This window comes from Mesorhizobium sp. AR10, from assembly GCF_024746795.1.
Lineage (GTDB): Bacteria > Pseudomonadota > Alphaproteobacteria > Rhizobiales > Rhizobiaceae > Mesorhizobium.
Window position 1 is genome coordinate 4,932,853 of the sequence record NZ_CP080524.1, and the last position, 26,152, is coordinate 4,959,004.

At 65.3% G+C, this 26,152-nt stretch carries 24 protein-coding genes; 10 read left to right on the forward strand and 14 right to left on the reverse strand.

The annotated features are described in order from the left end of the window. From LHFGNBLO_RS27625 to LHFGNBLO_RS27655, 7 genes are read left to right on the forward strand one after another with little or no spacing between them, the layout of a single operon-like run. Entirely contained in the window at positions 1 to 1,002 is a 1,002-nt protein-coding gene (locus tag LHFGNBLO_RS27625; RefSeq protein ID WP_258602445.1) for an NAD-dependent epimerase/dehydratase family protein, read from the forward strand. Continuing rightward, the gene (locus LHFGNBLO_RS27630) at positions 999 to 1,823 is read left to right on the forward strand and encodes an MBL fold metallo-hydrolase (RefSeq protein WP_258602446.1); all 825 of its coding nucleotides are present in this window, start codon (positions 999 to 1,001) and stop codon (positions 1,821 to 1,823) included. Before LHFGNBLO_RS27625 ends, LHFGNBLO_RS27630 begins: the two co-directional genes overlap by 4 nt. Then, positions 1,820 to 3,076 (forward strand): F390 synthetase-related protein, encoded by a 1,257-nt coding sequence (locus LHFGNBLO_RS27635; RefSeq protein ID WP_258602447.1) that lies wholly within the window; start codon positions 1,820 to 1,822, stop codon positions 3,074 to 3,076. Before LHFGNBLO_RS27630 ends, LHFGNBLO_RS27635 begins: the two co-directional genes overlap by 4 nt. Continuing rightward, positions 3,073 to 4,218, forward strand: coding sequence for a GNAT family N-acetyltransferase (locus LHFGNBLO_RS27640; protein ID WP_258602448.1), 1,146 nt, complete (start codon positions 3,073 to 3,075; stop codon positions 4,216 to 4,218). Before LHFGNBLO_RS27635 ends, LHFGNBLO_RS27640 begins: the two co-directional genes overlap by 4 nt. Continuing rightward, on the forward strand, positions 4,215 to 5,219 hold the full coding sequence (locus LHFGNBLO_RS27645) for a Rieske 2Fe-2S domain-containing protein (RefSeq protein WP_258602449.1): 1,005 nt from the start codon (positions 4,215 to 4,217) through the stop codon (positions 5,217 to 5,219). The genes LHFGNBLO_RS27640 and LHFGNBLO_RS27645 overlap by 4 nt, the downstream gene beginning before the upstream one ends. Positions 5,220 to 5,271: 52 nt before the next feature. Beyond that, on the forward strand, positions 5,272 to 5,559 hold the full coding sequence (locus LHFGNBLO_RS27650) for a type II toxin-antitoxin system RelE/ParE family toxin (protein ID WP_258602450.1): 288 nt from the start codon (positions 5,272 to 5,274) through the stop codon (positions 5,557 to 5,559). A 2-nt stretch (positions 5,560 to 5,561) separates the two neighbouring features. Continuing rightward, positions 5,562 to 5,864: an addiction module antidote protein gene (locus LHFGNBLO_RS27655; RefSeq protein WP_258602451.1), complete on the forward strand. Its 303-nt coding sequence runs from the start codon at positions 5,562 to 5,564 to the stop codon at positions 5,862 to 5,864. A 1-nt stretch (position 5,865) separates the two neighbouring features. Here the strand turns inward: LHFGNBLO_RS27655 and LHFGNBLO_RS27660 are convergent, their stop codons facing one another. The 9 genes from LHFGNBLO_RS27660 to LHFGNBLO_RS27700 form a co-directional block, all read right to left on the reverse strand. Beyond that, the gene (locus LHFGNBLO_RS27660) at positions 5,866 to 7,032 is read right to left on the reverse strand and encodes a hypothetical protein (protein WP_258602452.1); all 1,167 of its coding nucleotides are present in this window, start codon (positions 7,030 to 7,032) and stop codon (positions 5,866 to 5,868) included. Positions 7,033 to 7,077: 45 nt separating this feature from the next. Then, entirely contained in the window at positions 7,078 to 7,629 is a 552-nt protein-coding gene (locus tag LHFGNBLO_RS27665; protein ID WP_258602453.1) for an isochorismatase family protein, read from the reverse strand. Between the two features lie 90 nt (positions 7,630 to 7,719). Beyond that, positions 7,720 to 8,463, reverse strand: a complete 744-nt coding sequence (locus LHFGNBLO_RS27670; RefSeq protein ID WP_258602454.1) for a hypothetical protein — start codon at positions 8,461 to 8,463, stop codon at positions 7,720 to 7,722. 147 nt (positions 8,464 to 8,610) lie between these two features. After that, positions 8,611 to 10,638, reverse strand: coding sequence for an amidase (locus LHFGNBLO_RS27675; RefSeq protein WP_258602455.1), 2,028 nt, complete (start codon positions 10,636 to 10,638; stop codon positions 8,611 to 8,613). 514 nt (positions 10,639 to 11,152) lie between these two features. Next, complete coding sequence (locus tag LHFGNBLO_RS27680) at positions 11,153 to 11,941, reverse strand: hypothetical protein (protein ID WP_258602456.1); 789 nt, start codon at positions 11,939 to 11,941, stop codon at positions 11,153 to 11,155. 132 nt (positions 11,942 to 12,073) lie between these two features. Continuing rightward, positions 12,074 to 13,408, reverse strand: a complete 1,335-nt coding sequence (locus LHFGNBLO_RS27685; RefSeq protein WP_413774650.1) for a PLP-dependent aminotransferase family protein — start codon at positions 13,406 to 13,408, stop codon at positions 12,074 to 12,076. 444 nt (positions 13,409 to 13,852) lie between these two features. Continuing rightward, the gene (locus LHFGNBLO_RS27690; RefSeq protein ID WP_258602457.1) at positions 13,853 to 15,433 is read right to left on the reverse strand and encodes a WD40 repeat domain-containing protein; all 1,581 of its coding nucleotides are present in this window, start codon (positions 15,431 to 15,433) and stop codon (positions 13,853 to 13,855) included. Positions 15,434 to 15,642: 209 nt separating this feature from the next. Next, on the reverse strand, positions 15,643 to 16,413 hold the full coding sequence (locus LHFGNBLO_RS27695) for an exodeoxyribonuclease III (protein WP_258609927.1): 771 nt from the start codon (positions 16,411 to 16,413) through the stop codon (positions 15,643 to 15,645). A 98-nt stretch (positions 16,414 to 16,511) separates the two neighbouring features. Then, positions 16,512 to 18,020: a winged helix-turn-helix domain-containing tetratricopeptide repeat protein gene (locus LHFGNBLO_RS27700; RefSeq protein WP_319944183.1), complete on the reverse strand. Its 1,509-nt coding sequence runs from the start codon at positions 18,018 to 18,020 to the stop codon at positions 16,512 to 16,514. 126 nt (positions 18,021 to 18,146) lie between these two features. Here LHFGNBLO_RS27700 and LHFGNBLO_RS27705 point away from each other — a divergent pair, with 126 nt between their 5' ends. Next, complete coding sequence (locus tag LHFGNBLO_RS27705) at positions 18,147 to 18,359, forward strand: hypothetical protein (protein ID WP_258602459.1); 213 nt, start codon at positions 18,147 to 18,149, stop codon at positions 18,357 to 18,359. 94 nt (positions 18,360 to 18,453) lie between these two features. On the opposite strand, the gene LHFGNBLO_RS27710 is transcribed toward LHFGNBLO_RS27705, so the two are convergent. The 5 genes from LHFGNBLO_RS27710 to LHFGNBLO_RS27730 form a co-directional block, all read right to left on the reverse strand. Continuing rightward, complete coding sequence (locus LHFGNBLO_RS27710) at positions 18,454 to 19,092, reverse strand: alpha/beta fold hydrolase (RefSeq protein WP_258602460.1); 639 nt, start codon at positions 19,090 to 19,092, stop codon at positions 18,454 to 18,456. 100 nt (positions 19,093 to 19,192) lie between these two features. Next, positions 19,193 to 20,302, reverse strand: a complete 1,110-nt coding sequence (locus LHFGNBLO_RS27715; protein ID WP_258602461.1) for a tetratricopeptide repeat protein — start codon at positions 20,300 to 20,302, stop codon at positions 19,193 to 19,195. After that, complete coding sequence (locus LHFGNBLO_RS27720) at positions 20,299 to 21,195, reverse strand: Ku protein (RefSeq protein WP_258602462.1); 897 nt, start codon at positions 21,193 to 21,195, stop codon at positions 20,299 to 20,301. The genes LHFGNBLO_RS27715 and LHFGNBLO_RS27720 overlap by 4 nt, the downstream gene beginning before the upstream one ends. 336 nt (positions 21,196 to 21,531) lie before the next feature. Then, positions 21,532 to 24,024: a DNA ligase D gene (gene ligD, locus LHFGNBLO_RS27725; RefSeq protein ID WP_258602463.1), complete on the reverse strand. Its 2,493-nt coding sequence runs from the start codon at positions 24,022 to 24,024 to the stop codon at positions 21,532 to 21,534. Positions 24,025 to 24,080: 56 nt separating this feature from the next. Beyond that, entirely contained in the window at positions 24,081 to 24,305 is a 225-nt protein-coding gene (locus tag LHFGNBLO_RS27730; RefSeq protein ID WP_258602464.1) for a hypothetical protein, read from the reverse strand. 108 nt (positions 24,306 to 24,413) lie between these two features. On the opposite strand from LHFGNBLO_RS27730, the gene LHFGNBLO_RS27735 reads away from it, so the two are divergent. Together LHFGNBLO_RS27735 and LHFGNBLO_RS27740 are read left to right on the forward strand one after the other, a co-directional pair. Continuing rightward, a complete protein-coding gene (locus LHFGNBLO_RS27735; protein WP_258602465.1) occupies positions 24,414 to 24,968 on the forward strand; it encodes a GNAT family N-acetyltransferase in 555 nt (184 codons plus the stop codon). A gap of 118 nt (positions 24,969 to 25,086) precedes the next feature. Beyond that, a complete protein-coding gene (locus LHFGNBLO_RS27740; protein WP_258602466.1) occupies positions 25,087 to 26,094 on the forward strand; it encodes an aldo/keto reductase in 1,008 nt (335 codons plus the stop codon). Positions 26,095 to 26,152 lie beyond the last annotated feature (58 nt).

The window sequence follows — 26,152 nt, forward strand, 5'->3', positions numbered from 1 at the left end:
ATGGGGCGCGTGCTCGTCACCGGCGCCAGCGGCTTCCTCGGCTCGCATGTCATGGCGCGGCTGGCGGCATCCGGCACATCGGTGCTCGGCCTCGGCCGGGAAGCGTCGCGCTGCGCGGCACTGGTAGCTGCCGGACATGCGGTCATCCGCCATGATTTGTCACAGCCGTTCGATGCCGCCGCCCAAGCGCAGATTGGCGATATGGATGCGATCGTCCATTGCGCCGCGCTTTCCGCGCCGTTCGGCAGGTTGACGGATTTTCAGGCGGCCAACGTCACGGCGACCCGCAACCTCACCGATTTCGCGCGGCGGCAGGGCCTGCGCCGCTTCGTCCATATCTCCAGCCCCTCGGTCTGTTTTGCCTGGCGCGACCAGCTCGATGTCAGCGAAGACACCGCCCTGCCCGCGCCGGTCAACCACTATGCCCGCACCAAGCGGCAGGCCGAGGAGATCGTGCTGTCGACGCCGGAAACCGGGCCTGTGATTCTGCGGCCGCGCGGTATCTACGGCGCCGGCGACCGTACGCTGCTGCCGCGTCTGCTCGAGGCGGCGCGGCGGCGGCCGCTGCCGCTGTTTCGCGATGGCAGAGCGCGCATCGACCTGACCCATGTCGACGACGTCGCCGATGCAATTTTGGCCGCACTTGCGGCCGGCAGCACCGCCGAAGGCGAGATATACAACGTCTCTGGCGGCGAGGTGCTGCCGGTGCGCCGCATCGCCGACGAAGCTTGCGCACGCGCCGGCCAGCGGGCGCGATGGCGCAAAATGCCGCTCTGGCCGGCGATGCTGGCGGCGGGCGTGATGGAGGCGGTGGCTCAGCGCCTGCCGGGTCAGCCCGAGCCGCCGGTCACCCGCTATGCTCTTGGCCTGTTCGCCTATGCCCAGAGCCTCGATATTTCAAAGGCAAGGCGCATGCTTGGTTGGGTCCCGAAAGTATCCTTCGAAAAAGGGCTCGATCGCACCTTCGCGGCAGGGGCCCCCTCTTGGGGAGCAGCACCTTGAAGGTCGTCTTCGCCAACAGTGCCTGGGTCGCTGCTGCCGAGCGCCTGATCCTGCGCGGCGGCAGCTGGAAGACCGTCCGGTTGCGCGTGCGCTACGGGCTGATCATCCATCCGCAAGCCGGCCCTGTGCTGATCGATACCGGCTATACGCCGCACGCCACCACTGGCGCCGACCGCAGTGCCGCGCTGCGTTTCTATGGCGCGGCACTCAGGCCCGAACTCAATGAAGCCGAACAGCCGCTGCCGGTGCTCAAGCGTTTCGGCCTGTCGCCTCAGGACGTAGGCACCGTGATCGTCACGCATTTCCATGCAGATCACATCTCCGGCCTGTCGCTGTTCCCCCATGCCCGCTTCATCGCCAGCGATGCGGCCTGGTCGCGGGCGAAGGCCAGAACGGCCTGGCAGAATCTGAGCCATGGCGTTTTCACCGAGCTGTTTCCGGCGGATTTCGAGAGCCGGCTCGACGGGCTGTCGTCGAAGCAGCAGATCGAGCCGAGCGACGGCATACCCGGCGGCGCCGATTTGTTCGGCGACGGCAGCGTGCTCGCGGTCGATCTGCGCGGCCATGCCGACGGCCAGTTCGGCCTGCTGTTCCCCAGGCTGGACCGCCCGCTGCTCTACGCCGTCGATGCGCAGTGGCTGCTCGCCGCCCTTGTCGAGAACCGCACGCCGGGTTTCCCGGCAAGCCTGCTCGCCGAAGATGCCTCAGCACTTGAACCTACCAGCGCAACGCTCAGGCGTTTTCTGACGGTCGGCGGCGAGGTCATGTTCTGTCACGATCCGAAGCCGACGTCCTACGATCTGGACAGCGAGGGCGGATGAACGGGCTCGGCGAAGCGTTCAGGTCGTTTGCCGTCACCCGCTGGGTCTCGCGCAAGAGCCGCAAGGATTTCGAGCGCTGGCAGGCGCGCGCCCTGCGCCACTGGCTCGACCGCGACCTGCCGCGCGCGCCGTTCTACGGCAAGGCGCCGCTCCATCTCGGCGCGCTGCCGGTGATCGACAAGGCGGTGCTGATGGCGGATTTCGAGCGCTTCAACATCAGCGGCATCTCGGCCGCCGAGGCCTGGAACGCTGTTGCCGGAGACGGCCGCATCGGCAAGCTGACCGTCGGCGCCAGCACCGGCACGTCCGGCAATCGCGGCCTGTTCGTCATTTCCGAGGCGGAAAAATATCGCTGGCTGGGCTCGCTCCTGGCCAAGGCCATGCCTGACCTGCTCTGGCGCCGGCAGCGCGTGGCGGTGATCCTGCCGCAGAACACCGGACTCTACGACAGCGCCCGCACATCCCGGCGCATCGACCTCAGCTTCTTCGACCTGACGCTCGGGCCGGAACGCTGGCGCTTAGCGCTCGAGGATTTCGCGCCGACGGTGATCATCGCGCCGCCGAAAATGCTGCGGCACTTCGCGACCGAAAACTTCCGGCTCAAGCCGCTGCGCATCTTCTCGGCCGCCGAAACGCTGGATACGGTCGACCGGCCTGTCATCGAAGCCTTCTTCGGCCGCGCGCTCGACCAGATCTACATGGCGACGGAAGGGCTGTTCGCGGTCACGTGCCGCCAGGGCGGACTGCATCTGGCGGAGGATTCGGTGTTCTTCGAATTCGAGCCGGTGGGCGATGGGCTGGTGACGCCGCTGGTCACCGCCTTTCGCCGCCAGACGCAGATCATGGCGCGATACCGGATGAACGATCTGTTGCGCCTGTCCAAGGCGCCATGCCGTTGTGGCTCGCCGCTGCGCACGGTGGACGAGATCGTCGGCCGCATGGACGACGCCTTCCGGCTCGCTTCCGCGCACGGACAGATCCTGGTGACGCCCGACATATTGCGCAACGCGGTGCTGAAGGCGGACCGGCGCATCGACGATTTCAGGCTGATCCAGACCGCACCTGATACCGTCGAACTGCGCTTGCCGCCCGGCCTCGCCAATGAGGCGGCGGCGGCCGCGCTTGCTGGCGTGCGCGCGCTGCTGGCCTCGCGCCAGGCGACGGTGTCCGTCGAACTCGTGCGCGCGCCGCTGCCGCTGGACACCACCCGCAAGCTGCGCCGCGTCGAATGCCGGCTGGGAGCAGCACCGTGAACCGGCCTACCCTCACCGCGCAACGCCAGGAACAGGCGGACCGGGTTGAAAACAACCCGCGCAAGGTCGAAGCGTTCGCGCGGCTTTTCAACGAAATTCCGGTGCGCGACCTCATCGGCAATCTGACGGTGGCCGTCGAGCCGTTCGAGATCGGCGGACGCGCCTTTCCGCTGACACTGAACGACGCAAGCGAGGCGCCGAACTGCTACATCTGCTGCCCGTCGAGCGCCTATATCGACTATGCCATCGACGAGACCCGTAACTTCGTCTCGGCGCCCTTGCTGCAGCGGGCGGTGCGGGCGTTGATCGGCCTGTGCGCGCCGTTGGTCAAGGCGAGCGGTCTCGACCATCAGGTGCAGCTGAACAACTGGCTTTACTCGACCAATCCGGTGCCGCTGCTCGATCGTCCGGCGATCGCGGCAATCCGTGCCAGCCTGACGGCGCGTTTCCCTGAGCGCGCCATCGTCATCCGCTCGCTGAACGAGATCGCCGACCCGGCGACCATCGCGGCGCTGAAGGCGGAAGGTTTTCGCATGCTGGCGGCGCGGCAGGTCTACATCTTCGCCGACCGCAGTGCCGCGCCGCCGATGACGCGCGACATGAAGCGCGACCGCAACCGGCTGCGCACGACGTCCTTCCAGATCGTCGGCGATCGCGACTTCAGCGAGGCCGACTACATCAGGAGCGAAGCGCTCTATCGCCTGCTCTATCTCGACAAATACACGCCGCTCAATCCGCACTACACGGCGCGCTACATCGGCGAGATGCATCGCCGCGGCATCCTGCAACTGGCCGGCTTGCGCGACAGCGACGGCCAGCTCGTCGCCGTCACCGGCCTGTTCGAGAACGGTGCGACGTTGACCCAGCCGATCGTCGGCTACGATACCGGCCTGCCGATCAGCGACGGGCTCTACCGCATGGTCATGGCGATGGCACAGGACCACGCGACGGCGCGCGGCCTGTTCTTCAACATGAGCGCCGGTGCCGCCGGTTTCAAACGCCGGCGGGGTGCTGCGCCGACGATCGAATACAACGCCGTCTATGTCGACCATCTGCCGTTCGGCCGGCGCATGGCGGTGCGGATCATGGAACGGGTACTGGCGCTGGTCGGCATTCCTCTACTCAGGAGATTTGAACTGTGAGCAAGGACAAGGCTCAGCAGCAAAAAGGTCACTGGCAGGCCGTGGCGCTGTCCGGCGATGTCGGCCGCAAGCCGCAGCGCGTCCTGTTCGAGGGGACGCCCGTCGTGCTGTTTCGTGCCGGCGGCAAGGTCAACGCCCTGTTCGACCGCTGCCCGCACCGGCTTGTCGAATTGTCGACCGGCAAGGTGGTCGGCGGCGACATCGAATGCCCCTATCACGGCTGGCGCTTCGACGGCGAAGGACGCTGCACCGCCATTCCCGGCCATGTCGGCAAGTTGCCGCACTACCGGGTGCGGCGCTACCATGCGATCGAGCGAGACGGCGTCGTCTTCGTCTCGGCCGGGACGCCCGAGGGTGAGCCCTATCTGCATTGCATGCAGGGCCAGGACGTGATCGTGCGGCGCGTGCGCTCCTCGACGCAATCGACGGTGATCGACGCGGCGGAAAACATTCTCGACGCGACGCATACGCATTTCACCCACAAGGGGCTGCTGCGCGGCTTGAGCGCCAGGCGGCATGCGGTTCGCGTCGAGGTGACCGGCGGCGAAGGCTGGGTCGAGGCCTGCTACACCGGTGAGGAGCGCCAGCAAGGGCTGATCAGCCGGCTGCTGGAAGGCGAGCGGACGAAGACCGTCGGCCGCTTCCGCTACCCCGGCATCGCCGAGTTGGAATATTGGGGCGCGCGCGGTCTCGTGCTGGCGACGACGTTCCATCTGCGCCAGGCCGATGAGCGGACCGTCGAGGGCGTCGGCTGGCTGATCGGGCCACGCCAAAGCGGACTTGGCCACCTCAAGGCGCTGGCCTTCAAGCCGCTGTTCACCATTGCGCTGGAGCAGGACCGCCGGGTGCTGAAATCGGCCAGCGACAATGCGCGCCACGCGCCGCAGGCGCTGCCCACGATCGGCCCGCTGGATTTCCTGCGACGCGACATAGCAGCCATCATCGACGGCAAGATGCCACCGGCTGCGGCGGAGCCGAGGAAGCATCAGATCGAGCTGTAATCTAAAGTTCACAGCACTTGATTTGGCCTTATCTGTAAATTATAGTTCACAGATGATCGACGTCCGGCTGACCGCCGATTTCACCAAATGGCTCGACAGCCTTCGCGATACAGCGGCGCGATTACGCGTTGTCGCTCGCATCCGCCGGGTCGAGATCGGCAACATCGGTGATGCCAAGTACTTCGACGGTATAGGCGAGCTTCGCATCGATCATGGCCCCGGCTACCGGGTCTACTTCGTGAAGATTGGAAGCGCCGTGATCATCCTTCTGTGTGGCGGTGACAAGTCCACCCAGAAGCGCGACATCGCCAAGGCGAAACAGATGGCAAAGGACATATGACAATGCCTCTCGAAACCACTCGCTTCGATATTCTCGAGTACCTGAAGACACCGGAACATCGCCTTGCCTATATCGAGGCCGCTTTTGAAGACGGGGACCCCGCACTCATCACGCACGCTCTCGGCGATGTCGCGCGCTCTATCGGCATGACGGCTGTGGCGAAAGAGGCCGGCGTTACCAGGGAGGCGCTGTACAAAGCGCTGAGCGACAAGGGCGATCCACGCCTTAGCACGCTGCTGGGAGTGACGAAGGCGCTAGGCCTGCAGCTCTATGCGAAGCCGGTTGATCCTGTCTCGGCACCTTGAATCAACCTGGCTGGTGCTGCAGCGGTCCGTTCCACTCGATGTCATGCGTCGACGCGGCCGCCAGGCCGATGCGCTGGCGCAGCGCTGTGCCGGCCACTTCGGCCAGAGCGCGCCACTGCGCCCGTTTGGGTGCGGGGTCGCCCGGCCAGTCGAGCAGTTCGCCGGCCTCGTGCATCGCGCGGCGGAAGCGTCCGATCTCCAGGGATCGTAAGGCTGCTGGCAGTCCATACACCCACATGGCCAGCCGCACCGTCTGCGGTGCCACGACATCCGGTCTCACCTCGCCGCCGCCCTCAAGCACGGCGTCGGTGAAGTGCTGCGGATCGCGGAAGAAATGCAGGCCGCTCACGGCGCGCGGATTGCACTCCAGCGGCAGCACCCGGCCGTCCTTTTCGCGCACCAGGTCGAAGGATATCTGTCCGGTCCAGCCGGTGCCGGCGACGAAGCTTTCCACGAAGCGCCGGGCGGCTGCATCGTCGACCGGCTCGAAATAGATGCCGGCGCCCTTGCCGGCGCGATAGAGCGAACGGTAGAGCGCCAACGCCTTGAGCTTGCCGTTCAGCGCCACCGCATAGGCGCTGATTTCATCGCCGGCGACAAAACGCTGCGCCACCCATGGCATCTCGGGTGAAGGGCTGATCACATCGAGTTCTTCAGGTGGCGGGCGCAGTAGGACATGGCTGGCAAAACGCGACCAGACCGGTTTGAGCACCAGTTCGCGCGACCGGTCGCGCACGGCCTGTAGATCATGCCTGCTCTGCAGCAGCGTCGTTTCCGGCACGGCTAGATCGAGGCTCTCAGCCAGCCGGATTAAAGCATGCTTGTCATGGACTCGGGCGAGCAGCTCCATGTCAGGCGCAAACAGACGGGCCGGCATGACGCGGTCGCGCCAAAGCTGGCCGAGATAAAAGACCTCCTCGCAGGTCGGGATGACGAGTTCGACGCCCTCGGTGCGCACCAGCGCTTCCACCGCTTCGGCATAGGCGTCCGGAGCAAAACGCGGCGGCGGCAAGCGGCGATAAAGCGCGCATGCCGTGCTCGCAGCGGCGATCGGATGTGCCGGGCTATCGGCCAGGATCACCCGCCGCCCGGCGCCGTGCAACAGCCGCGCCAGATGCAGCGCCACCGGCGCCCGGGCTCCGGTGACCAACACGGTGCTATTCGGCATGGGACAACGACATCACACCGGAGCGCCTTGTCGCCAGAGCGAGGATCAAACGCCGGTCAAGGATTTGGTGGTCACCAGCGTCACGCCAGCGCTGGAGAAGTCGGCGTTGTGCCGGGCGATGATTTCGGCAGCGGTCTCGCTGGGGCTGTCCAGAGTGCTGTGGGCGTCGGAAACTACGATCACGCCAAGCCCTGCCGCAAAGGCGCCTTTAACCGTGGCCGCAACGCAAAAGTCGCTCTGCGCACCGACGAGCACGACCTCGCCGGCGCCCTGCCCGGCCACCCATTCGCCAAGTGCTGCATTGCTGAAGGCGTCGCCGACGCTCTTGGCGAAGGTCGGCTCGTCCTTGGCCTGGCCGAGCGCCGGCCACACCGACCAGCCAGGCTCGCCGGGTGCCAGCGGGTCGCCCGCCGGCCCGTCATGCCTGACGAAGGCGACCTTGCGTCCCGTGCGCCGTGCCCATTCGGTCAGCACCCGCACACGAGCGGCGATGCCGGCGGCATCATGGATCGGTGGCTCGGCGACGCCATCGAACATGCCGGTCTGGAGATCGATGACGATGAGCGGCGCAGTGGCCGCGAGCGCTGGTTGTGACATGGTTTGAAGATAACGTGGGTGACAGGCGGGTCAAGGATTTCAGGATGCAGGCACGCCCGGACGCAAGCTGCCGGCGCCGGCCCGCATCCGCTAAGAGCTTCGCGGGTCGGGCCTGCACTGCGCGACCGCCCTGGTGGCGTTGATCAACCGGTTGCGCACTTCGGATGGGTGCCGAAGGTTCTGCCAGTAAGCGCCGGCGCCCTTCATCTCGTGACCCTTGCCACCGCCGATCATGCCGTCCGCGCCGACAAGCATGGTCACGACCTTGATGCCGCAGGTGAGATTCCGATGGGGATCGGTGACGTCGACCTCCGACTTGAAGCCGCATCTATATCTCTCTTCGTCGGCCAGCGACAGCTGCAACAGCCCGATGGAGTACTGGCCCTGGTCCTCTTCCCAATAGGCCGCCGTGGTATTGTTTACCGATTCCTCGGCGACCAGGTCGGCAATCATCGTGCGCCAGAAAACCGCGCGCCCTTGTCTGTCCTGCAGCATGTAGCCGGGACAGAAGGTGGCGATGTCGGAGGGTTCGAGCGCAGTCAACGGTGTGTCGGCATTGATCAATGCCGTCACCTTGCGGGTGACGATCTTGTGGTCGAGCTGCTTTTCCACCGCGCCTTGCGCATTGAGGCATTTTTTGGCGAAGGCCTGTGCCTGGGGCTGGGTGGTATGGCCTCGAGCCAGCCATTGCGCGGTGCAGGATCGCTGGGCTTGGACCGGGGGAGCCGCCGGCGCCGGGGGAGCCGCCGGGGATGGGGGAACCGCCGGCACGGCGCTTTCAATGACGCGCGGGTTCGCGCAGCCCTCGATCAGGCACGCAAGAGCGCCAGACACCGCAATTGCCTGCAACAGCCTTGAGCGCAAAAAGCCAATCAGCGGCGCTGACCCGTACACGAACACCCCCTCCAGCGCTTTGCTTGACGCTTGCCCCGACCTGCACGGCCCTTGTTGGCGCCAACTTGCCAGATCAGTGTCCGTCTGTCACCCGATGCCGCCGGTTACGGTAAAGGCGCCGGCAACGCGGCCGTCCGGGAGGCGCAAGATGGCGGTGACGATAGAGCCGTAAGCGCCGCGCCAGACACTGTGGAGCCTGCGATGTTCGTCAGCCGGAATGAATGCAAAGCCGCTGAAACGCGCGCCGCTCCGCTGTAGTTCGACGGGCGTTCCGTTGACATGCACCTTGAGGCTGGCTGCGTCAGTGGCGTCGTCGCCATGCAGGTCGAGGGAGATGGATATCTCGTCCTGACTGCCTGTGTGCCGCGTCTCGGCCGCAAGCGTGATGGTGAATTGCGGCACATCGATATCGCTGGGCGGAAAGCCACCAGGCCGCGCGACAAACACATCATCCGGCAATTCCGGCGTGCGCGGCGGGCTCGTGCGACGAGCGGCCGAGCGCTCGAAGTCGCCGGCAAGGCAAAGCAGCGTGGTGTCGCCGTAGGCTTTGCCGGCGAAGGTCAGCCCGACCGGCATGCCGATATCGGCCATCGTGCCCATCGGCACGGTCACGGTCGGAATGCCCAGATGCCGCCACACCAGATTGCCGTTGGCGACCCAGGTGCCATTGCACCAGGCAAGTGCTGCGGACGCCTCGTCGACATCGGCATCGGCTGGCCCGACATCGGCTGCGGCGGGAAACACCACGGCGTCGAGCCCTTGCACGTCGAGCCAGTCCTCGAAATCGATCCGCCGCGTCGCCTCCAGACCCTTCAGGCCGCCTTCCAGTGACGGGATTACGGCGAAGGGCGTGACGCCAAGCCTGGCCCGCCCGACATACTCCGCCAGATCGAAACCATCGTCGCCATAGCGGTCGGGCAGCGTGCCCGGCGGCTGCGGGAATATCTTTGGACCATCGACCGAGGCGAGATCGGGAATGACCGGGTCGGCATTGGCGCGCAGGAAATCGTCCCATCCCCAGACGCAGAGGTCCCAGATCTCGCGCTCGGCAAATTCTTCCGGCACCAGCCCGCGCTCGACCATGGTTCTTGTCCCCGGCCGGTCGCGCTCGTAGTTGGAGACGACGGGAAAGTCGACCTCGACGATCGTGGCGCCAAGCCGCTCCAGATTCCTTGCTGCCTGCGCCCACAGGTCCAGCACCGAGGCACGGGTTTCGATCGGTTTGGTGGCCTCGGTATCGCGGCCGATATACATGCGGGGCACGCCAAGCCGCTTACCTTGCAGCGCTCCTTCCTGCTTGAGCCCGACATAGCGTGGCGGGCGCACAGCGGAGCTGCGGGGCAAAGCCACCCATGGCTGCGCGCGCCAGAAATCGCCTCTCGTCTCGGCATCGTCGGCGACGATCACGTCGAGCAGTTCCAGCATATCGGCAACGCTGCGCGTGTGCGGCACGACGACATCCATCGTCGGCACCAGCGGCCAGTTGCCGCGCACGGAAATCACGCCGCGCGACGGCGTGTAGGCGACCAGCGCATTGTTCGACGCCGGCGCCCGGCCCGACGACCATGTCTCCTCGCCAAGCCCGAAGGCGGCGAAGCTCGCCGCTGTCGCCGTGCCCGAACCATTGGACGAGCCCGAGGCGAAGGCGGCGGTCAGATAGTCGGCGTTGTAGGGGCTTTCCGCCCGGCCGTAGACGCCGCGCTGCATGCCGCCATTGGCCATCGGCGGCATGTTGGTCAGCCCGATCAGCACCGCGCCGCCGACCCGCAGCCGCGCGATGGTGAAAGCGTCCTCATTGGCGATCAGATGTTCGAAGGCTGGTGAGCCGGCAGCCACCGTCAGGCCTGATACCTTGTAGCTGTCCTTGGCGGTGTAGGGGATGCCGTCCAAAGGCCCCAGCGTCGCGCCTTGCCGGCGGCGCAGGTCGGAGGCGGCGGCGTCCTCGAACATGTCCGGGTTGAGCACGGGAACGGCGTTGAGAGTGATGCCGTGCCGGTCATATCTGGCGATGCGCCTGAGATACGCACCGACCAGCTCGACGCTGGTGACGTTGCCGTTCTCCAGCGCCTGCCGCAGCTGTTCGATCGACGCCTCGACGATGTGGAGATCGGTCATGGGCGCATCCTCGGCCCATCGAAGAGAAAGCCAGTCGTCATATCTGGTCCTTGCGTCGAGACGGACGATGGCGTGCCTCCGCGTTTTTGTACAGGTCGCATTGATCAAGGTCGCGTTCCGTCCCACCCCCCCTCTGTCCTGCCGGACATCTCCCCCTCAAGGGGGAGATTGGCAGCTTCTCCGCCGCACCTGCTCTTCCGAGCTTAAGATTTGCGAAACCGTTGATGACATCCAATCTCTCCCCTTGAGGGCAGGGCAATCGCATATGGCGCTCCCCCTCTCCGTCTCGGCTTCGCCGAGCCACCTCTCCCCCACGTTGTGGGGGCGAGGAACCCAGGCTTTCCAAGGCCGCGACCTCGGCGGTTGGTGTTCCTCGCCCCCATGGAATGGGGGAGAGGTGGCCGCGCAGCGGCCGGAGAGGGGGCTGGCGCTGCCATATGCGATTGCCCTGCCCTTGAGGGGGAGATGTCCGGCAGGACAGAGGGGGGCGTAGTTCTCCAACGCCAAGAGCGGTTCACCTCTGCCCCGTCTCCACAGCCGATATCCAGAGACGGTCGATGTCGGCGAGATAACTCTCGTCGATCTCGTCGAGATGGTTCCAGTACATGCCGTCCTCGTAGAAATAGCCGAGGTCGTTCTCGATCCTCTCGGCCTTCTCGGCCTTGTCGAAGCGGATCCCGGCCAGGACTTGCGACTTCATTTCGGAAATCCTGTCGTGGGAGAGGTCCCGCAATTCATCGAAGGTCAGCCTAGGGAAGATCAGCCTGCTGCGCGGCAGGTCGGACAGGTTGATGCACAGGCAGTCGCGCTTCAGCGCCTGGACGAGCAGGCGAGCCGATTTAGCCTCGAGATTGCGCAGCGTCACGTCGGGCCGCAGCGGATCGGCACGGCCGATGCCGTAGAAATGCGTCTTGCCGGTCCGGTCGTAGATCATGTCGCAGCCCAGGAAGGCCAGCACATCTGGCTTCTGGCTGTGGATGGTCCAGTAGGCCGCCGTCAGCGCCATGGTGGCGCCGGCATAGACGAAGCCGCCAAAGCTGTTTTGCGCCGGCACGTAGTGCGCGGCGCTGAAGATCTGCGCCTGCCGCAGCGCCTCGCCCCGGGGCAGCCTGTGCGACGGAAAATCGCCGGCGTGGACGAGAAAGTCCCAGTCGGGGCGCACCCGCCAGGCATTGTTGATGGCGACGATCCTGCTGAAAGCCCGCTTCGGCCAGGCTTCGCATCGCACCACATCGGGCGCGCTGCCCAGAAGCAGCATCACACGGGGCGTCGGGCAGTCGTCGATGGCCGCGGCATTTCTCATTCGGTCGACATGACGAGCAATCAGTTCAAAGGGCGGCGACCTTGCACCCTGCCCGTTCACTTTACCAGTCTGTCGCCGGCGACCAGATCGCACAAAAGCGCGATTTGCGGCCGTCCGTCCGCCCGAGGCGCTTTATGAATTTCGATAGTTGCCAGCCTTAATGAGTGGCCAGGCTGTTGCATATGGCATGACGCCTTCGTGCTTAGATTTCCAGTGAGCGTCTATGCCGTCCCAGCCGTTGCCTTGGAAAACATGCTGACACTCGGGACATATCTTCATCGCACTTTGCGTCCCGCCGTACTCCTTCATAATCTTCGCCAGCCTCGGTATCCCCTCGCTCACCGCGCGCCGGTCGGCGAGCGTAAAGCTCAGGCGCATGGTGTTGCCGCCTGATCCGTCGGCGTGAAAGGCGCTGCCGGGCACGAAGGCGACGCGCGCCTCCTTGACCGCTCTTGCCAGCAGCACGGTGGCGTCGGCGCCCTCGGGCAGCGTCATCCAGACGAACATGCCGCCGTCGGGCCGGGTCCAGCTCACGCCTTCCGGCATGTTGGCTTCGAGCGCATCGAGAAGATCGTCGCGGCGGGCGCGATAGGCATCGATGAGTTTTTCTACCTGGTCATCGAAAACGGCCTCGGCCACGCGGTGCATGACCACCTGGTTGATGGACGGGCTGTGCAGGTCGGAGGCCTGCTTCATCAGCACCAGCTTCTCGACGACGCGGCGCGGCGCGCAGACCCAACCCACCCGCATGCCCGGCGACAGGATTTTTGAGAAGGAGCCGCAATAGATGGTGCGGGCGTTGTCGATGCCGCCTGAGCGGGCGCAGTCCAGCGCCAGGATCGGCGCCACCCCCTCCCCGTCATAGCGCAGCGCGCGGTAGGCGGCGTCCTCGATGACGGCGATGTCGAGCTCTTGGGCGAGATCGAGCACGGCCTCGCGCTGCTTGAGGCCCAGCGTCTCGCCGGTGGGATTGGCGAAATCCGGCACGAGATAGGCGAACTTGACCTTGCCGCCGTTTGCGGCCGCTGCGGCGCGGTAGGCGTCCGGCGTCATGTTGCCGCCGTCCGGCGTCAGCCGGTCATAGCGCGGCTCATAGGCGTTGAACGCCTGCAGGGCGCCGAGATAGGTCGGCCAGGTGACCAGCGCGGTGTCGCCGGGCGACAGGAACAGCTTTCCGAGATAATCCAGCGCCTGCTGCGAGCCGGAGGTGATCAGGACGTTGTTTTCGTCGCAGTCGACACCGAGCTTTCCCATCTGCCCGGCCAGCCAGCGCCGCAACGGCAGATAGCCTTCGCTGACCTGGTATTGCAGAGCGGAGGCTGCATCGCCGCTGCCCAAAACATCGGCATAGGCATCGCGGATCGCTTCGGACGGAAACAGCGCCGGGTCGGGAATGCCGCCGGCAAACGAGATGATGTCCGGCTGGTCGAGCAGCTTGAGCAGTTCGCGGATTTCCGAGGCCTTCATGCGCGAACGAGCGCGACGCCAACAGGTTCATCAATGTCAAAACGCACCTCCCTCGGCCCTTGGCCTCGACCTTCTGGATATAGGTCAACCAAGCTGACCTATATCAGGTCTCATCGCCCGATTGAATAGCCAGAAGGCCGATCTGCGTGGCCCAATCGAAGATAGATATCATGGAAATTTGTGGCGCGCCGACCCGTCCGGGCAACGCGTATGTCAAGGTTGATACCGGCGCAGGGTCGCGTTCCTTCCCACCCCCCTCTGTCCTGCCGGACATCTCCCCCGCAAGGGGGGAGATCGGACGTCGCCGTCGCCGTCGCAAATCTTCAGCGCAGCAAGAGAGGTGCTGTCGGCGGAGCTGCCGATCTCCCCCCTTGCGGGGGAGATGTCCGGCAGGACAGAGGGGGGTGTTCAAGCACGGGCAATGAAAATTGCCGATGCCGCCAATCAATCCGGCGCGCCGGCAAACAACACCACGCCGCCGCCGCCGCCTGCCGGCCAGTCCCTGATGGTGCGGTCGTAGCCGCCGGTCAGCACCGTGCCATCGGCGGCGAAGGCCACCGCGTAGATCGGGCCGGACTGGCTGTCGAACATGGCGATCTCGTTGCCGGTTTCCATGTCCCACAGCCGCGCCGTGCCGTCGAGCGAGCCGGAGAGCAGGCGCTTGCCGTCGGCCGACAGCGCCAGCACATAGACGGTGCCCGAATGGCCCTCGAAACGGCGCACTTCCCTGCCGGTGTCGAGGTCCCACAGCTTGATCGTATAGTCGCCGCTGCCGGTGATCAGATGGTGGCCGTCGGCGGTGAACACGGCGCCATAGGTGCCCCGCTCATGGCCGTGCCAGCTGCGTAGCAGCTTGCCGGCGCCGATGTCCCAGAGTTTTAGCGTCCCGTCGATGCTGCCGCTGACGGCGCTGAAACCATCGGGCGAGACGGCAACCGCGCTGATCGACCAGTCATGCCCAGTCATCACATGCAGCGCGGACTTGTTCTCGAGGTCCCAGACGATGACCGTGCCCGTACCGTGCACACTGACAGCGCGTTTGCCGTCCGGACTGATCGCCAGCTTGTTGACGCCGCCGTTCTCGCCCGATGAGAAGACATGCAGCACCGCGCCGTCGGAGAGTTTGCGCAGCACGATCTCGCCGTCGTCGCCGGCGGTCAGCGCGCTGACGCCATCGGGCATGAACAGCGCCGTGCGTGCCATGTCCTTGTGGACGCCGAGGTTGCGGATCAGCTGCTTGCCGGCAATGTCCCAGAGCTTGATCGTCTGGTCGGTGCTGGCGCTCATGATCGAGCGCCCGTCGGGCGCAACCGCCAGCCAGACGACGGCGTCGCGGTGGCCCTCGGGCTGCGTCGGCAGCGGCGGCGGAGCTGGGGGCGGCGGCGCGACGGTGGCAGGCGGCGGGATGACCGCGACCTCCGGTGGCGGGGCTGCGGGCGCTGCTGGCGGCTGGGCAGGCGCCGGCTCCGGCGGTTTGGCTGCCTGCTCGGGCGGCTGGGCGGCTTGCGCGGGCGGCGGCGGCGCGGCGATGGGCGGCGGAGCAGGCGCCATGGCTGGCGGGGGCGCTGGTTCCGGCGCCGGCGGAGCATTGGCGATGTCCTCGCCCTTGGGCTCGGAGCCCTTTGGTTCGGTGCTCTTGGGCTGGTTGGGCGCGGCGACCTCGCCGCCCGGGCTGGCGTCATCGGCTCGCCAGGGACCGAACTGATCGGCTACCAGGGCAAGGACGGCAATCAACGGAACGACGAGAAAGGCCTGCCGCAGGCGCGGCCTGCCGGTTTCTTGCACCTCCGCCGCCCGGCCGAACAGCGGCGCTCCGGCTTGATGCCTCGGCCGACCCGGCAACAGGCCCGCCCAGAACAACACCGCGCCGACAAGAGAGAGCCCGCCTGCCGCGACCAGGACCAAAAGATGCGCCGATGCGAAGGATCCAGCCGCATCGCCCTGCGCCAGATACGCCTTGGCGAAGCTGGCAATGCCGACCGCCAGCAGGACGACCGCAAGCAGCCTGTCAGCAACCCTGTTCATCGGCCTCTCCCCTCGGGGCCGCATGCGCTGCCCGCTTCGCCCGGCGCGGCCCGCCGCATGGTTCGATTCCCGAGATTACCAGCGTGAAAGACGTATCGCAAAATTGCGTATGCGGGAAAGGACTGGATGGCGGCGGCCTTCGAGAGTGGCGAAAGCGATAGCGACATCCAATCTCCCTCCTTGCGGGGGAGATCAGCAGCTTCGCCCTCTCACCGCAACTCCACCCACACCGGCGCGTGGTCGCTAGCGCCATCCTCGCCGCGCACGTCGCGGTCGATGCCCGCCCCGGTCAGCCGGCGCGACAGCTTCTTTGACAGCAGGATGTGGTCGAGGCGCAGGCCGGCGTCGCGCGGCCAGCGGTTGCGGCGATAATCCCAGAATGTGTAGAGCGTGTCCTTCGGGTGCTTCTTGCGCAGCGCATCAAGCCAACCCTGGTCGAGCAGTGCGGCGAAGGATGCCCGGCTTTCCGGCTGCACCAGCGCGTTGTCGTCATAGGAGCGCGTCGGGTAGATGTCGCGCGGCTCGGGCACGATGTTGTAGTCGCCGACCAGTGCCACCGGCAGGCCGGTGTCGAACAGTTCCGCCGCATGCGCCTCCAGCCTTCCGTGCCAGGCCAGCTTGTACTGGAATTTTGGGCCGGGCTGCGGGTTGCCGTTGGGCGCGTAGAGGCAGGCGACGACGATGCCGCTGACCGCCGCCTCGATGTAGCGGCTTTGCTTGTCCGTCTCGTCGCCGGGCAAGACATCGCGGGTCAGAACGGGCTCCGAACCGCGCGCGAGGATGGCAACGCCGTTCCAGGTCGGCTCGCCCTTCCACACCGCGCCATAGCCGGCAGCGGCAAGGGCCGAGCGCGGAAACTGCGTGTCCCTCGCCTTCAGTTCCTGCAGGCAGACGATGTCGGGTTCTGCCACGGCCAGCCAGGCCAGCAGGTTTTGCAGCCGGCTGTTGATGTTGTTGATGTTGAAGGTGGCGATCTTCATTGCGTGCATGAAGCAGGAAGCCAAGGCGTGTCGCAAGAGGCGACCGAACGCGGCACCCAGGTACCGTAGCTCATTGCGGGCCGCGGCCTGGGAGAAACTTATTCTTGCCTGTCAACGCGCCGCAGGATCGCGCGATAATTGCTGCACACGGCGGGATCCTCATAGAAGTCCACTTCCGTATCAACGATCTCGTCAAGGCGTAGTCCGGCATAATGTGCCTTTACTTTTGCCAGCACGTCCTGCGCTTGCTTGATTTCGCCGAGTTCGGAATGGCAGACGGCAAGACGAACGAGCGACCACGGTGGCACAGTTACCATTTTCGCGTAGCAGGCCGTTGCCTCGCGGTATCGTCCAGCCGTGGTCAGGATGATACCGCGAAAGTCTCCATACCATCCCACAGCGTATGGGTCGCGGCGCTGGGCTTCGTTTATCTCAACAAGCGCCTCATCCGGCCTGTCCGTGTAGTTCAGGTGAAGCGCGCGGATACTAAGAATGAACGGATCGTTCGGATTGAGGGCAACCGCCCGGTCAAGGCTGATTTCGGCTTGCCTGAATTGTCGCAGGTACAAGTGAGCAAAACCGGTGGCGAGATGCCCATAGGCCTCGTCCGGGTCAAGCTGCAGTGCAGTTCTTGCGATCTCCAGTCCGGAGTGCAAAAGGTCGGGATTGTAGTAGATCCAGAAGAACTTGAGGGTCTCCACAAAGCTGAGCAAGGCGTGGGCAGCAGCAAACCGCGGATCGAGCTTTACCGCCTGGCGCAGAAAGGGTTCCGCTTCGCGCACCGTGTCATAGTCGTAGGTGGCTGCCAGTTGCAGCGCCCGCAGGTAAAAGTCATAGGCCGACATGTTGTCGGTCGGCCTGGCCCTGGCGCGCGACGCAATCGCGGTTCTGGCCTGCCGGGCCAGGCGGGCTGCAATCATCTGGGTGATTTCGTCCTGGATGGCGAAAATGTCATCGAGTTCGCGGTCGTAGTGCTCGCCCCAGATGTGAGCTGTTGAAGATGCGTCGATCAGCTGCACGGTGACCCGCACCCGGTTGCCGATCTTCCGCACACTGCCTTCGACGACGTATTGGACGGCAAGCTTATTTGCCACATCGACCACGTCATTGGCCTTGCCGCGGAACTGGAAGGCGGAGTTCCGCGCAATGACCAGAAACTCCTTGTACTTGCCGAGCTCGGCGATGATGTCTTCGGTAATCCCGTCGCTGAAATAGTCCTGCTCCGGGTCGCCGCTCATGTTGTCGAAGGGAAGTATGGCAATCGACGGTCTGGACGGCGCCGTAGCCTCTCCCGTCCCCACGAAGGGCTTGGGACCGGCATATTTATAGCCGCGGCCATGCACGGTTGCGATCATCTCGGCGGGCAGCAGTTTTCGCAGCGCCGAAATATGGACCTGCAGCGTGTTCTCCTCCACCACCAGGCCCGGCCAGACCGCATCGAAGAGTTCGGTCTTGCCGATCACATCATCCGGCCTCTCGAGCAACATGGCGAGGATGTCGAAGGAACGAGCCGAAAGCTCCACCGGCCCCTTCGGCCCCAGCAGCAGCCGTTCGGCACGTTTCAGGCGGTAGTTCCCAAACTCCAAGTCCATTGGCCAAGAACCCATCCCTCGCGGGCAGGATAGTCCAAGATGATCCTGAAGGCGAACTTCAGGGCCGTTCAGGACTCTTCAGGTCTGGGCCAAGGACCTGAGTGGGAAGCGGTGTCATTGTCATCGTCACAGGAGGACACCATGACCGACATCTCCACCGCCGCCCCGATCCGACGCCTTAAGCTGCCACGGCCAAGCTTTCCGAGGCTTGCAATCGGCGCAACGCTCAACGCCATATGCGGTGTGATGGGCGACGCATTCAAAATGGCCTACCTGGCACCCTACGCCGGTCTTCGTCGCCAACCGCCGATCGTCCGGGACGTTGATCTCGAAGGCCGAGATCCCAGCTGGTGACCTGCAAGTCCTCACCGAGTGGTGAGGCACAGTCCGGCAGGACAATGAGGTGGCAGCGCGACATCCAAAAGAATACGAAAGCTGCAACGCACCCCTACACCGTGCCCGCCCAGGCCTTCACCGCTTCGGCCAGCGTCTTCAGATGATCGCCGGTGGAGAAGCCGGAGATGCTCTTGCGCGGCTTCAAATCGTGGTCGCCGTCCTCCAGCCAGATCACTTCGATCTTGTCGGAGAGATCGTAGGTCGCTACCTCGTCCTGCGTGCCGAACTCATCGCGCGTGCCCTGGAAGATCAGCGTTGGCGTCTTCAGCCCAGCGAGATGCTTGGTCCGCAACTGCGTCGGCTTGGCCGGCGGATGGAAGGGATAGCCGAGGCAAAGCAGCCCGGCGATTTTGCCTTCCGCGAACATCTCGTCGGCGACCATCGAGGCGACGCGCCCGCCCATCGACTTGCCGCCGATGATGAGCGGACCGGTGACGCCCTTCGCCCGGAGATCGGCGATCGCCTTGATATATTCCGGGTTCACCGTCTCGGCCCGCGGCGGCGGCTTGCGGTGGCCGTAGCGGCGGGCGGCCATGTAGTGGAATTCGAAGCGCGCGACCTGGAAGCCGGCGGCGGCCAGCGCTTTTGCGGTGGCGGTCATCGAGGGCGAGTCCATCGATGCACCGGCGCCGTGCGCGAGCAGGATGGTGACGGGGGCGGTGTCGTGACCGTCGAAGAGGAAGCTGGTCATGAGGCGGCACACTTGTGGAGGCCGCGTTCCGTCCCACCCCCCTCTGTCCTGCCGGACAGTCCGGCAGGACAGAGGGGGGTGTTCAAGCGCAAGCATTCCCTCACCCCGCCGACTTCTGCGCCAATTGCAAATCGACGAACTGTATCCCCTTCGCCGCCATGCGCGCCCATTCGGAGTCGGCGTCGAGCTCGAGATAGCGCGCCCAGTTTCGCCGCGCTTCGGCCAGGTTGCCGGCGTCGAATTCGAGGCGGGCGAGGTTGAACACCGGATCGGCATAAGTCTTGTCGAGCGCGATGGCCTTCTGCAAATGCCGGCGCGCCGAGGCCTCGCGGCCCTCATCGCTCATCAGCCCGGCGAGGTTGAACCAGGCTTCGACGAAGGCCGGGTCGAGCTTTATCGCGCGGGCATAGTCATGCGCGGCTTCCGCCGGATGGCCGCCGGCGCGCAGGCAGTTGGCGCGGTTGAAGGCGGCGATGGCGTCGGTGGGATCGATGGCGAGGCAGCGCTGGTAAAGTGCCGCTGCCTGCACATGATCTTCCTGCTCTTCCGCCGCTTCGGCGTCGGCGAACAATTCTTCCAGCGTGTCGTCATCGACAGCGCCGAGATCGAACAGCAGCTGGCCGTCGAGCTCGCTCTGACCGCCTTCGAGATAGATCGCGTCGCTGCGCCCGTGCTGCGAGCCGACATTGAGCGACTTGGCGGTGAGCGAGGCGACCGGGCCGGAGCGGTGCACGGAGCGCGCGATCGCTCCCCACGTGGCGCCACCGGCGATCAGCCCGGCATATTTGCGGGCGAGGATCAGGTCGCGGAAGGAATAGGGTTCGCTGTCGTGCTCGAAAGCATCGAACAGGCTGAGAAGATCAAGCTCGGCGGCGGCCAGCCGCGATTGGTCGATCAGCGATTGCCGCGACAGCGTCGAAGCCTCGGGCGCCTTCATCAGCCCGAGCAGGCGCAAAAAGCCGTTTTCGCTGAGCAGCTTGCGCCCGGCCGCGCGCTCGGCGGCCACGCGGCGCTCGATCTCGGCATCCCCGGCCTTGCCCAGATAGTTGCGGCCGAACACGACATGGCTGGTGCGCCTTACGACGCCGCGCCGCAACTGGCCTTGCCGGCGCTCGACCTCGCGCGCGGCCAGCCGCAGCGGGAACGCCGCCAGCGCGCCGATGGCGCCGAAGACGCTGCCGGGGGTTATTGTGCCGGTGGGCGCCGTCACCCTTTGCTCTTGCCGACGGCCTTGAGCAGGTTTGCCTTGAGCGCGTTTTCAGGCGCGGCCTTGGCTTTTGCGGCCGGTTTCGCTGAATCGTCGGCCTTGCTCTTGCTCTTGGCCGGCGGCTTCGACTGCGACAGGCTGGCCTTCAGCGCATCCATCAGATTGATGACATTGCCGCGCTCGGGAGCGGCGGCGATGATCGGCTTGTGACCCTTCAGCTTCTCGCGGATCATCGCCATCAGCGCGATCTCGTAGCGGTCCTCGTAGTTCTTCGGATCGAAGGTGGTTTCCTTCTGTTTGATCAGCGCTTCGGCCAACTGCAGCATTTCCGGCTCCGGCTTGCCGGCGGGGATATTGCCGAAATACTCAGCCGTTCCGCGCACTTCGTTCGGATTCCTCAAGGTACAGACGAACATGCCGTTCTCGCGCGCGCCGATGGTCACCACCCGCTCGCGGCTGGACAGCACCAGCCGTGCAATCGCCAGCTTGCCCGACTTGCGCATGGCTTCACGCAGCACGGCGAAGGTTTCCTCCGCCATGGCGCCATCGGGCGCCAGATAGTAGGGCGCGTCCTGGTAGATGACGTCGACCGCGTGCTCGTCGACAAAAGCCTCGATGTTCATCGTGTGGTTGGATTCGATGCGCACCGCGTCGAGGTCGGTGTCGTCGATGATGATGTACTGCTTGTCCTCGTATTCGTAACCCTTGACCAGATCCGAGCGCTCGACCAGCCCGAGTTCGGGATCGACCGGCTTCATGTTGATACGGTTATGGGTCTTCTTGTGCAGCTGGTTGAAGCTGATGCGCTCGCTGGCGCTGGTCGCGGGATAGAGCCGGACCGGACAGCTGACGAGGCTGAGCTTGAGGTAACCTTTCCAACTTGCCCTGGGTGCCATGACACTCTCTCCTACGCAAACTGCTGCAGCGGCTTTTCGTCCGAAGGACGTGCGGCGCTGCGGAAATCCTACATGCCCCCCGACAATACCGGCAAATCCCTAGCGAAATCTTCCAGCAGGGCTGAGGGGCGGGGGAGAGAATAATTCAAATTGTCGAGAGCGTCGATGGAGTTGGGTTCCTCGCCCCCGCAAAGCGGGGGAGAGGTGGCTCGGCGAAGCCGAGACGGAGAGGGGGAATGGCGCGACCCCATCCCGAAAACGCCTCAAAGAAATCCTCTTCCATCCGCTGGCGCAGGTCCCCCTCTCCGTCCGCTGCGCGGACACCTCTCCCCCGTTTCACGGGGGCGAGGAACCCAAGTTCTGAAAGGGCAAATCCCTCGCAAAATCTTCGATATCGGCCCAGGGATCGCCCGACGTCGCCAGCAAGCCCGGCAGCGACGAATAGTTCAAATCCTCCGGCGCATCGATCAACTCCAGATCTGACCAACTCACCGGCGTCGAGGCCGGCAAATTGGTGCGGGCGCGCAGCGAGTATGGTGCGGCCGAGGTGTGGCCGCGCGCATTGCGGTGATAGTCGATGAAGATGCGCCGCTTGCGGTTGTCCTTGCCCATGGTGGTGGTGAAGGTGTCGGGCGCTGTCGCCGCCAGATGGGTGGAGATGGCGCTGGACGCCTGGTGCAGCTTCTTCCAGTTCTGCTTCTGCGTCACCGGCACGGTGATGTGGATGCCCTTGCCGCCAGAGGTTTTGGCGAAGGGCACGAGGCCAAGCGCCTCCAGCTCGGCGCGGATATGCACCGCCGCCTCGACCACCTCGCGCCAGGCAATCCCCTCGCCCGGGTCGAGGTCGAAAACGATCTGATCCGGCTTGTCCAGTTTGGTGCGATGCGTGCTCCAGGTGTGGAACTCGACGACACCGAACTGCGCCAGCGCCAGATAGCCTTTGGCACCCTCGACCGACAGATAGGATTTCGTCTCGCCCTCGGAATTGGTCGCTTCGAAGGTGACCACCGAGGGGGGCATGCCGGTGAAGGCATGGCGCTGGAAGAAGCAGTCTTTCGGCAGGCCGGTCGGGCAGCGCACCAGCGACACCGGCCGTCCCAGGATGTGCGGCAGCATGAAATCGCCGACCAGTGCGTAGTAGACGGCGATGTCGAGCTTGGTCGGTCCGGTCTTGCCGAACAGCCGCCGCGTCGGGTTGGTCACCCAGATCGTCGCCAGATCGGCCTCGGCGATCAGCCGCTTGCGCTTGGCCGACACCGGCGTCGACAGGCCGACATCCCTCAAGCCCCGGAACACGCCATGGCGCAGCGCATTGTCCGCCGTGCGGTTGGCGTAGTGTATGCGCGCCGACAGCAGCGGCCGCACCCAATTCATCTCGCGCATGATCTCGCGCGGCACCCCTTCCGGCGCCGTGGCGCCTTCGCGCAGCGGCTGCAGCCGGGAGAGCAGGTCGGAGGCGGTTGCCGCATCGAAGCCGGTGCCGACCTTGCCGCGGTAGTGCAATTCGCCATCCTCGAATTCGGCCATGCCGAGCGCCGCCAAACCTTCGGCGGCGTCGGAGGTGGTGTAGCCGGCAATGACGAAGTCTTCAGACTTCAACGCCTTTGTCTTGGTCCAGCTCTTGGTGCGGCCGCTCTGGTAGGTCGCCGTGGCGCGCTTGGAGACAACGCCCTCCAGCCCAAGTTCGCTCGCCTGGTCGTAGAGCCCCTGCCCGCTGCCTTCGACATGGTCGCTGAACTGGATGGCGGCGTTGGCGCCCAGCCCGGACAGCAGTTGCGCCAGCAGCGCCTTGCGTCGGACAAGCGGCGCTTTTCTCAGGTCCCAGCCGTCGAGATGCAGGAGATCGAAGGCGTAGAAGTGGAGCTTGTTGCCGGCGCCTGCGGCCAGAGCGTCCTGCAGCAGCGCGAAGCGACTGATGCCCCTGGCGTCGAGCACGACGATCTCGCCGTCGACAACAGCCTCGCGGCACGGCAATCTTGCGAAGGCACCCGCCAAGTCGCCATAGCGCTTGGTCCAGTCGATGCCGCCGCGGGTGATCAGCCGCACCTCCCCGTCGGCCAGATGCGCCATGGTGCGGTAGCCGTCGAACTTGATCTCGTGCAGCCACTCCTCGCGGGTGTCGACACCATCGGGCGGCTTGGCGATCTGCGTTGCCAGCTGCGGTTCGATCCGCGTCCGGGCTGGCCCCTGCACCGCGCCGGGCAGCGCGCCGGGCTTCAGCACCACTGGCTTGGCCGGCCTGGCGGTCGGTTTCGGCGGTGCCACCAGCTCCTCGATGCGGCGTCCGGATTTGACGCTTTCCGGCCGCGCGTCAAGGATGTCGAGCGCGGTGTCGGCGGCAAGGTCGCGCTCCTTGAACAACAGCCAGTTTTTCTTGTCGTCGTCACCCGGCCTGCCCTTCAGCCTGGCCAACATCCAGCCGCCATTCAGCTTCTCGCCGGCCAGCCGGAACTTGAAGGCGCCGGTGCGCAGGCTCTTGTCGACATCGTCCATCGGCGCCCAGGTGCCGGTGTCCCAGACGATCATTGGGCCGCCACCATATTCGCCCTCGGGGATGACGCCCTCGAAGTCAATGTATTCGAGCGGATGGTCCTCGGTCTCGACCGCCAGCCGCTTGTCGGCGGGGTTGAGCGACGGGCCCTTCGGCACCGCCCAGCTCTTCAGGACGTCGCCAACCTGCAGGCGCAGGTCATAGTGGTCGGCGGTGGCGTGATGCTTGTGGACGACGAAACGGCTGCCTTCACTCGCGACCATTCCGCCGGCCGGTTCGGGCGTCTTCGTAAATTCGCGTTTGGCGCGATAGGTCTTGAGTTTTGGCGGGGTTGTCATGTCCGCATGCTAGGCGGGATGCGGGGGCTGCTCAATCGATGGCAATCGATGGCAGCTCAATCGTCGGTGGCCGGCGTCAGTTCAAGCTCGGCTGGCGACAAGCCCCCTTGCAGCTGGCTGAGCCGGAATTCGTCGACCCAATAGGCCTCGCCATCGACCAGCACGCGTGCGCTGTAGGTGCCGCCGGAAAAGCTCTGCGCGGTGATGTAGACCTTGTGGCGGTCGAGCGCCTTGCGCACCGCGGCGCGCTTGGAATTCTGGCTGGTGACGGAACTGGCCATGCTGCTTGCTCATACACACGACCGCAGGACATAGCGGCTGCATAAGGATGACGGAGAGCGGAGTTCGAGTCAATTTTTGGGGTGGCGACGCGGCGAAGTGCTCTTGTAGTGTCGCTGATCGAGGCACAACGCCTTGTCGTCAGCAATGCGAGCGAGGAGGACCGTATGGCCCAGATCAGACCGATGAAGGAAGGCGACCTGGCGGTGGTGTCGCGGCTGCTGGGCGAGTCTTGGCGCCAGACCTATTCGCCGATCATGGGCACCGAGACCACAGCGCGGCTTTCCCAGGACAAGCACGCACCCGAGAGGCTGGCGGCGGAGCTGAGGGACGAGAACAAGATGTCGTTCGTGGCCGAGCAACCCGACGGCTCGATCGCCGGCTACGCGATGGCGGCGATGGACGCCAAGGGCGACGTCATGCTCGACCGACTCCACATCGAGCCGCGAGCATTCGGCACGGGCCTTGCCGTCAACCTGCTGCACGCCGTGCTGGCCGCGCATGCCGGGATCCCCAGCATTGCGCTGGAAGTGATCGAGGGCAACGATCGCGCCATCGCCTTCTACCGCAAGCACGGCTTCGAAGTGGTCGAGCGTCGGCCGGCCGCGCATGGGATTGGCGGCCATGCCTCGCTGATCATGCGTCGGCTGCTGTCGAGGGCTTGAGGTCGAAGCCCCTTGGCGACGAGTGTGCCGCCAATAGGACCGCCGCCGGCTGGACGCATGGTTCGCCGCCCCTATTGTTTTGGCGGATCCTTTTTTCCTTTCCCGCAGGAGACAGACGATGACCTTGAGCAAACGCAAACTCGGCAGCCAGGGGCTGCAGGTATCGATGATCGGCCTCGGCTGCATGGGTATGAGCCAGTCCTACGGCCCAGCCGACGAAGCGGAATCAATCGCCACGCTGCACCGCGCCCTCGAACTCGGTTGCACTTTCCTCGACACGGCCGAGGTCTACGGGCCCTTCATCAATGAGGAGCTTCTCGGGCGTGCGCTGAAAGGCCGGCGCGACCAGGTCACGATCGCCACCAAGTTCGGCTTCCTGATCAAGAATGGCAAGCAGGCCGGCACCGGGCGCGACAGCCGGCCGGAGCATATCAGGGAGGTGGTGGAGGCTTCGCTGCGCCGGCTCGCCACCGACCATATCGACCTGCTCTACCAGCACCGCGTCGACCCCGATGTGCCGATGGAGGAAGTGGCGGGGGCGGTCGGCCAGCTGGTCACCGAGGGCAAGGTGCGCTTCTTCGGCCTGTCTGAGGCGGGTGCCGCCAACATCCGCCGGGCGCACGCCGTGCATCCGGTGTCGGCGGTGCAGAGCGAATATTCGCTGTGGGAGCGCAATCTCGAGCCGCAAATCATCCCGCTGCTCAGTGAGCTCGGCATCGGCCTGGTGCCGTTCGCGCCGCTCGGCCGCGGCTTCCTCGCCGGCGACGTCAAACGCGCCGAGGACTATCCCGAGGGCGATTTCCGGCGCGGCGACCCGCGCTACCAGGGCGCCAACTACGACGCCAATGTCGAGGCGGCCGCAAAGGTGCGCGACATCGCGGCGGGCAAAGGCGTGAAGCCCGGCCAGGTGGCGCTGGCCTGGCTGCTGCACAAAGGCCCTGACTTTGGCATCGACATCGTGCCGATCCCCGGCACCAAGCGCAGGACGTATCTCGAGGAGAACGTCGCCGCCGCCGCGATCAAACTCGGCGCCGCCGAAATGCAGGCGCTCGATGCAGCACTGGCACCGGGCAAGGTTGCCGGGCCCCGCTACAACGAGCGCGTCATGGGGATGATCGACAGATAGCGCCGGCGCCATCTGAGTTCTGCGCGTTCTTGCTAAATCGATTTACTTTGGCTAGCAT

What these genes read in the sequence shown, in the direction of transcription:
- LHFGNBLO_RS27690 (WP_258602457.1), bottom strand. Translation starts at nt 15,433, where the DNA reads ATGAACAGGGTTGCTGACAGGCTGCTTGCGGTCGTCCTGCTGGCGGTC.
- LHFGNBLO_RS27660 (WP_258602452.1), bottom strand. Translation starts at nt 7,032, where the DNA reads ATGCCGAATAGCACCGTGTTGGTCACCGGAGCCCGGGCGCCGGTGGCG.
- LHFGNBLO_RS27675 (WP_258602455.1), bottom strand. Translation starts at nt 10,638, where the DNA reads ATGACCGATCTCCACATCGTCGAGGCGTCGATCGAACAGCTGCGGCAG.
- LHFGNBLO_RS27730 (WP_258602464.1), bottom strand. Translation starts at nt 24,305, where the DNA reads ATGGCCAGTTCCGTCACCAGCCAGAATTCCAAGCGCGCCGCGGTGCGC.
- LHFGNBLO_RS27625 (WP_258602445.1), top strand. Translation starts at nt 1, where the DNA reads ATGGGGCGCGTGCTCGTCACCGGCGCCAGCGGCTTCCTCGGCTCGCAT.
- LHFGNBLO_RS27680 (WP_258602456.1), bottom strand. Translation starts at nt 11,941, where the DNA reads ATGAGAAATGCCGCGGCCATCGACGACTGCCCGACGCCCCGTGTGATG.
- LHFGNBLO_RS27720 (WP_258602462.1), bottom strand. Translation starts at nt 21,195, where the DNA reads ATGGCACCCAGGGCAAGTTGGAAAGGTTACCTCAAGCTCAGCCTCGTC.
- LHFGNBLO_RS27685 (WP_413774650.1), bottom strand. Translation starts at nt 13,408, where the DNA reads ATGAAGGCCTCGGAAATCCGCGAACTGCTCAAGCTGCTCGACCAGCCG.
- LHFGNBLO_RS27705 (WP_258602459.1), top strand. Translation starts at nt 18,147, where the DNA reads ATGACCGACATCTCCACCGCCGCCCCGATCCGACGCCTTAAGCTGCCA.
- ligD (WP_258602463.1), bottom strand. Translation starts at nt 24,024, where the DNA reads ATGACAACCCCGCCAAAACTCAAGACCTATCGCGCCAAACGCGAATTT.
- LHFGNBLO_RS27695 (WP_258609927.1), bottom strand. Translation starts at nt 16,413, where the DNA reads ATGAAGATCGCCACCTTCAACATCAACAACATCAACAGCCGGCTGCAA.
- LHFGNBLO_RS27635 (WP_258602447.1), top strand. Translation starts at nt 1,820, where the DNA reads ATGAACGGGCTCGGCGAAGCGTTCAGGTCGTTTGCCGTCACCCGCTGG.
- LHFGNBLO_RS27740 (WP_258602466.1), top strand. Translation starts at nt 25,087, where the DNA reads ATGACCTTGAGCAAACGCAAACTCGGCAGCCAGGGGCTGCAGGTATCG.
- LHFGNBLO_RS27700 (WP_319944183.1), bottom strand. Translation starts at nt 18,020, where the DNA reads ATGGGTTCTTGGCCAATGGACTTGGAGTTTGGGAACTACCGCCTGAAA.
- LHFGNBLO_RS27655 (WP_258602451.1), top strand. Translation starts at nt 5,562, where the DNA reads ATGCCTCTCGAAACCACTCGCTTCGATATTCTCGAGTACCTGAAGACA.
- LHFGNBLO_RS27650 (WP_258602450.1), top strand. Translation starts at nt 5,272, where the DNA reads ATGATCGACGTCCGGCTGACCGCCGATTTCACCAAATGGCTCGACAGC.
- LHFGNBLO_RS27710 (WP_258602460.1), bottom strand. Translation starts at nt 19,092, where the DNA reads ATGACCAGCTTCCTCTTCGACGGTCACGACACCGCCCCCGTCACCATC.
- LHFGNBLO_RS27665 (WP_258602453.1), bottom strand. Translation starts at nt 7,629, where the DNA reads ATGTCACAACCAGCGCTCGCGGCCACTGCGCCGCTCATCGTCATCGAT.